This window comes from Agathobaculum sp. (assembly GCF_050946325.1).
In the GTDB taxonomy this organism is placed as follows: domain Bacteria; phylum Bacillota; class Clostridia; order Oscillospirales; family Butyricicoccaceae; genus Agathobaculum.
The window spans coordinates 1-5,290 of sequence record NZ_JBMNUP010000136.1 but is presented as its reverse complement, the minus strand read 5'-3'; the positions used below and the strand labels follow the sequence as shown (position 1 = coordinate 5,290).

Here is a 5,290-nt window from a genome sequence, read left to right as displayed (position 1 = left end):
TTCCGCCAAGTCGGACAGGATTCGGTCAATATCTATCAGAAACATTTTGAGGCCCTGCTTGCGCGTGGTGCGCTTGAGGTGCCCGACGAAAGCGCCGCCATCCTGACCGACCTGTCATTATATGATGAAAATACCGGTCTGGCGCTGCTGGCAGATACGGGTATGGGGATCTTTCTGTAAAGCAGTCGGAACTACAAGGTGAAATTTCATTAAACATTTGATGTTGCAATTGGGGGTGGACCCTGTGGTGAGGCCAAAAAGAATCGGCGGCCGGTTTCATCGGCCGCCGCCCCTTTTAAAAATTTTAACAGGCGAGGTGAGAATTTTATGAGTCAAGGTATCCAGGTGGAGGTCTGGGGGCCGTATGCGCTTTTCACCCGACCGGAACTGAAGGTGGAGCGCGTCAGCTACGACGTGATGACCCCCTCGGCGGCGCGCGGGCTGATCGAATCCATATACTGGCATCCCGGTCTGAATTGGGTGATTGATCGCATCCATGTGCTGAACCCCATTGCCTTTACCAACATCCGCCGCAACGAGGTCAAAGACAAGATCCTGGCCAGCAATGTGCGTTCGGTCATGTCGGGCGCCGATAAGCCGCTGGCCATCTATACCGGCGAGAGCATTCAGCAGCGCGCATCCATGGTGCTGACGGATGTGCATTATGTAATTGACGCCCATTTTACAATGAGCGTCAAGGCCAATCCTTCGGACAACGAGGGCAAGTTCATCGACATCGCCAGGAGGCGCCTGGCCCGTGGGCAGTGCTATCATCAGCCCTGCTTCGGCTGCCGCGAATTTCCCGCCAGCTTCCGCGCATGGGAAGGCGGCCCCATCCCAGCCATCCATGAAACGCGTGATCTGGGACTGATGCTCTACGATATGGACTACAGCAACCCGCGCGATATCCAGCCCATGTTCTTCCGTGCACGATTGGAAAACGGCGTGCTGGAGGTTGCCGGACAGGAGGTGCTGCGATGATTCTGCAAGCGCTTTGCCGTTATTATGACGCGCTGGCCGCGCGCGGCGCCATTTCACAGCCCGGCTGGTGCGGCGTAAAAGTCTCCTTCGCACTCTCCATTGATGAACAGGGCGCCCTGCGCGGCGTGATTCCCCTCAAGGTGTCCTCTTCAGACGGCAAGAAAGAACTTCCTCAAGTGATCGAAGTTCCCGCGCAGGCGAAAAGGGCTTCCGGCGTGTGCGCCAACTTTTTGTGCGACAACAGCTCTTACTTTTTCGGCGTGGACGGCAAGGGAAAGCCGGAACGTTCGCTCCAGTGCTTTGCCGCCGCAAAAAAGCTGCATGAGGAGATCCTTTCAGAGACGGACAGTCCGGCTGCACGCGCGGTACTTGCCTTTTTTGCCCAGTGGCAGCCCGAAACCGCCCTCTCCCATCCCGTTCTCGCGTCCTGCCTTGACGAAATCATAAAGGGCGCAAATCTGGTCTTCTCGGTGAACGACCTGTATCCACAGCAGGACCCTGCCATCCGCGCCGCCTGGCAGGCCCATTCCATGAACCGATCAGCGGGCGCGGCTGCGGGGCGCTGCCTGGTCTCCGGCAGAACCGGCGCGATTGCCCGCCTGCACCCTTCGGTCAAGGGTGTGCAGGGCGCGCAGTCGAGCGGCGCGTCGCTGGTATCCTTCAACGCGCCCGCGTTTGAGTCCTACGGCCACGAAACTGTGGACAACACCGGTCAGGGGCTCAATTCACCGGTCTCAGAGGCGGCCGCCTCCGCCTACGGCGCCGCGCTCAACCAGCTGCTCAGCGACCGCAGACATGTGCAGTACCTGGGTGATACCGCGATCGTCTGCTGGGCGGAGGATGCCGAACCCCTCTACCAGGATATCTTCTGCGGCGCGCTGTTCGGCGGCGCGGAGGACCGCATCACACAGGAGGACCTGTGGGGCGTGGTGGCCGCGCTCGCGGGCGGAGGGCTGGTCGATGTGGACGGCATCCCCCTGCATCCGGAAAACCATTTTTTCGTGCTCGGGCTCGCGCCAAACGCCGCGCGGCTGTCGGTGCGATTCTTTCTGCAGGACACCTTCGGGAATCTGCTCATCCATGTGCAGGAGCATCACAAACGGCTGCGCATTGCCAAACCCGCTTACCTTGAAAACGGCGCGCTGCCAATGTGGAAACTGCAAACGGAGATCGCCAATCCCAACAGCCGTGACAAAAAGGCGGTCTCGCTGATGATGGGCGCGACCATCCGCGCTGTGCTGTCCGATGGGAATTATCCGGCCTCCCTGTTTGCGCAGACCATGCTGCGCATCCGCGCCGAACAGGCGGTCACCTATGGGCGCGCCGCTGTTTTGAAAGCCTTTTTCCTGCAAAACACCCACTTTCATATTCCAGAGGAGGTTTTGACCGTGGAACTGAACGAACAGAGCACCTATCTGCCCTATCTGCTCGGCAGGCTGTTCGCGGTGCTCGAACGGGTACAGGCGGACGCCAATCCGGGCATCAAATCGACCATCAAGGACAAGTACTTCAACAGTGCGTCCGCCACCCCCGCAACCATCTTCCCGCTGCTGACCAAGCTCTCGCAAAGCCATCTGCGCAAATTGAGCACCGGCCTGCGCATTCACTATGAGAAGCAGATCTGCGATATCGAAGGCCGCATCCGCCAAACGCTGCCCGCGCGGATGTCCCTGCCCGAACAGGGCGCCTTCCATCTGGGCTATTACCACCAGGTACAAAAACAGTTTGCCGGCAAACCGAAGGAGGAAATGTGAAATGAGCGAACCCATCAAGAACCGTTATGAATTTGTCATCCTGTTCGATGTGGAAAACGGCAACCCCAACGGCGACCCTGACGCGGGCAACATGCCCCGGCTCGATCCGGAGACCGGCTACGGGCTGGTGACCGACGTCTGTCTCAAGCGCAAAATCCGCAACTACGTCGAAACGGTAAAGGAGGACGCCGCGGGGTACCGCATCTACATCAAGGACGGCGTTCCGCTCAACCGTTCGGACGCCGAAGCGTTCGCACATTGGGAAATCGATGAAAAGACCATCAAGGAAGTCAAAAAGAGGAACCCCCAGCTCGACGAGAAGATCCGGGACTTCATGTGCCAAAACTTTTACGATATCCGCACCTTCGGAGCGGTTATGACCACCTTCGTGAAAAACAATCTGAACTGCGGGCAGGTACGCGGACCGGTGCAATTGGGCTTCGCCCGTTCCATCGACCCAATTGTCCCGCAGGAGGTCACGATCACCCGTGTTGCCATCACCACCGAGACAGACGCCGAGAAAAAAGGCACCGAAATGGGGCGCAAGCACATTGTCCCCTATGCGCTCTACCGCTGCGAGGGTTATATTTCAGCCAACCTTGCCCGCAAGACCACCGGTTTTTCAGAGGAGGATCTTGCCCTTCTGTGGCAGGCGATCCTCAATATGTTCGAAGTTGACCATTCGGCCGCGCGCGGCAAGATGGCCGTCCGCCAGCTGATTGTATTCCGGCATGACAGCGAACTGGGAAACACGCCCGCCTACCGGCTGTTTGACACGGTCAGCGTTTCCCGAAAAGAAGATGTGGTCAGTCCGCGCGCTTACAGCGACTATACCGTGACGGTCGATACCGCCGCACTGCCCGAAGGCGTGTCCTGCACGCAGATGGTGTGACCAGCCGGCAGGAAGAAGATTATCTCCCGCTATCCGGCCTACAGCATTTCGCTTTCTGCCGCCGGCAGTGGGCGCTAATCCATATCGAACGGCAGTGGGCGGAAAATTTGCGCACGGTTGAGGGACAGCTCCTTCACCAACGCGCCCATGATGAAAAGCAGATGGAACGCCGCGGAAACCTGCTGACCGCGCGCAGCCTGCGGGTCGTATCCCACCGGCTGCGCGCGCAGGGAGTGTGCGACGTGGTCGAATTTCATCAGGACCCGGCAGGAATCACGCTGGCCGGACAAGACGGGACCTGGCAGCCTTATCCGGTGGAATATAAGAAAGGCCGGCCAAACGCTTACGGCGCGGATGAATTGCAGCTCTGCGCACAGGCGATCTGCCTGGAGGAGATGCTGCTATGCAGTATTGCCGAGGGCAGTCTCTTTTATGGCGAGCCGCGGCGGCGCACCCGAGTCAATCTGGATGCGCCGCTGCGTCAGCGGGTGGAAGACATGCTTGGGGAAATGCATGCCCTGTATGCACGCGGGTATACCCCAAAAGCCACTCCATCCAAAGGGTGCAATGCCTGCTCGCTCAAAGAGGTCTGCCTGCCGAGGCTCGCGAAAGCACCCCCGGCATCCGCTTATCTGCGGATGCACCTGCCGAGGGAGGAGGAAAGCTTATGAGAAAATTCCTCAACACATTGTTCGTCCTGAGTGAGGACAGCTATCTCGCGCTTGAGGGCGAGACCGTATTGGTTGTGGCGGACGAGCAAAAACGCGGACAGTTCCCGCTGCACACACTGGAAAGCATCCTTTGCTTTTCCTACAAAGGCGCAAGCCCCGCCCTGATGGGAAAATGTGTGCGCGACGGGATAAATCTGGCTTTCCTCACACCACGCGGACGCTTCCTCGCGCGTGTCAGCGGAGAAAATCCCGGAAACGTGCTGCTGCGAAAGGCACAGTACCGTTTATCCGACGACGAAGGGCAAAGCTGCCACTACGCCCGCAGTTTTGTGTTCGGCAAGGTGTACAATGGACGATGGAGTATCGAGCGCACCCTGCGTGATCACTTGCTGCGTGTTGACAATGAAGCGCTTGGGCATGCTTCAGCGCTGTTGGCCGACAGCCTGCCCGCCATTCTGCAGGAAACCAATCTTGACGCGTTGCGTGGCTTGGAAGGCCAGTCGGCGGCTATATATTTCGGCACATTTGACGCGCTGCTGCTCAATCAACGTGAAACCTTTTCTTTTACCGGACGTTCGCGCCGTCCGCCGCTTGACCCAACCAATGCCATGCTTTCATTTGCATACAGCCTGTTGGCAAATGCCTGCGCGGGTGCATTGGAGAGCGTCGGATTAGACGCTTATGTTGGCTTTTTGCATCGCGACCGCCCTGGCAGGTCGTCGCTTGCCCTCGATTTGATGGAGGAACTGCGGCCACTGCTCGCTGACCGGTTTGTCGCCACGCTGATTAATAATCGCGTCATGCGTGCTGAACACTTTGAGTGCCAGCCGAGTGGTGCAGTGCTGTTGACCGACGAGGGACGCAAAATCTTTCTGGCTGCCTGGCAGAAACGCCTGGCAGAGCCGCTCACCCACCCTTATTTAAAAGAAAAGCTGGTTTGGGGATTGGTGCCTTATGTACAGGCGCTTCTGCTTGCCCGTTGTCTGCGCGGC

Annotated in this window: 6 protein-coding genes; all 6 read left to right on the top strand. The window is 58.4% G+C overall.

Annotation, left to right across the window (positions count from 1 at the left end):
• Window positions 1-180 (top strand): hypothetical protein (locus tag ACOYIE_RS09165; RefSeq protein ID WP_433412529.1); only part of this gene is annotated, 180 nt, incomplete at its 5' end.
• A 147-nt stretch (window positions 181-327) separates the two neighbouring features.
• On the top strand, window positions 328-981 hold the full coding sequence (cas5c, locus tag ACOYIE_RS09160; RefSeq protein ID WP_195377059.1) for a type I-C CRISPR-associated protein Cas5c: 654 nt from the start codon (window positions 328-330) through the stop codon (window positions 979-981).
• The gene (gene cas8c / locus ACOYIE_RS09155) at window positions 978-2,735 is read left to right on the top strand and encodes a type I-C CRISPR-associated protein Cas8c/Csd1 (RefSeq protein ID WP_195377060.1); all 1,758 of its coding nucleotides are present in this window, start codon (window positions 978-980) and stop codon (window positions 2,733-2,735) included. Before cas5c ends, cas8c begins: the two co-directional genes overlap by 4 nt.
• Window position 2,736: 1 nt before the next feature.
• A complete protein-coding gene (gene cas7c, locus ACOYIE_RS09150; protein WP_066456012.1) occupies window positions 2,737-3,627 on the top strand; it encodes a type I-C CRISPR-associated protein Cas7/Csd2 in 891 nt (296 codons plus the stop codon).
• Window positions 3,624-4,298, top strand: a complete 675-nt coding sequence (cas4, locus tag ACOYIE_RS09145; RefSeq protein WP_066456010.1) for a CRISPR-associated protein Cas4 — start codon at window positions 3,624-3,626, stop codon at window positions 4,296-4,298. Before cas7c ends, cas4 begins: the two co-directional genes overlap by 4 nt.
• Window positions 4,295-5,290 (top strand): type I-C CRISPR-associated endonuclease Cas1c (cas1c, locus tag ACOYIE_RS09140; protein ID WP_433412525.1); only part of this gene is annotated, 996 nt, incomplete at its 3' end. The genes cas4 and cas1c, both read left to right, overlap by 4 nt.

Excerpts from the sequence above, each read along its gene's own strand:
- cas8c (WP_195377060.1), top strand. The coding sequence starts at position 978 with ATGATTCTGCAAGCGCTTTGCCGTTATTATGACGCGCTGGCCGCGCGC.
- cas5c (WP_195377059.1), top strand. The coding sequence starts at position 328 with ATGAGTCAAGGTATCCAGGTGGAGGTCTGGGGGCCGTATGCGCTTTTC.
- cas7c (WP_066456012.1), top strand. The coding sequence starts at position 2,737 with ATGAGCGAACCCATCAAGAACCGTTATGAATTTGTCATCCTGTTCGAT.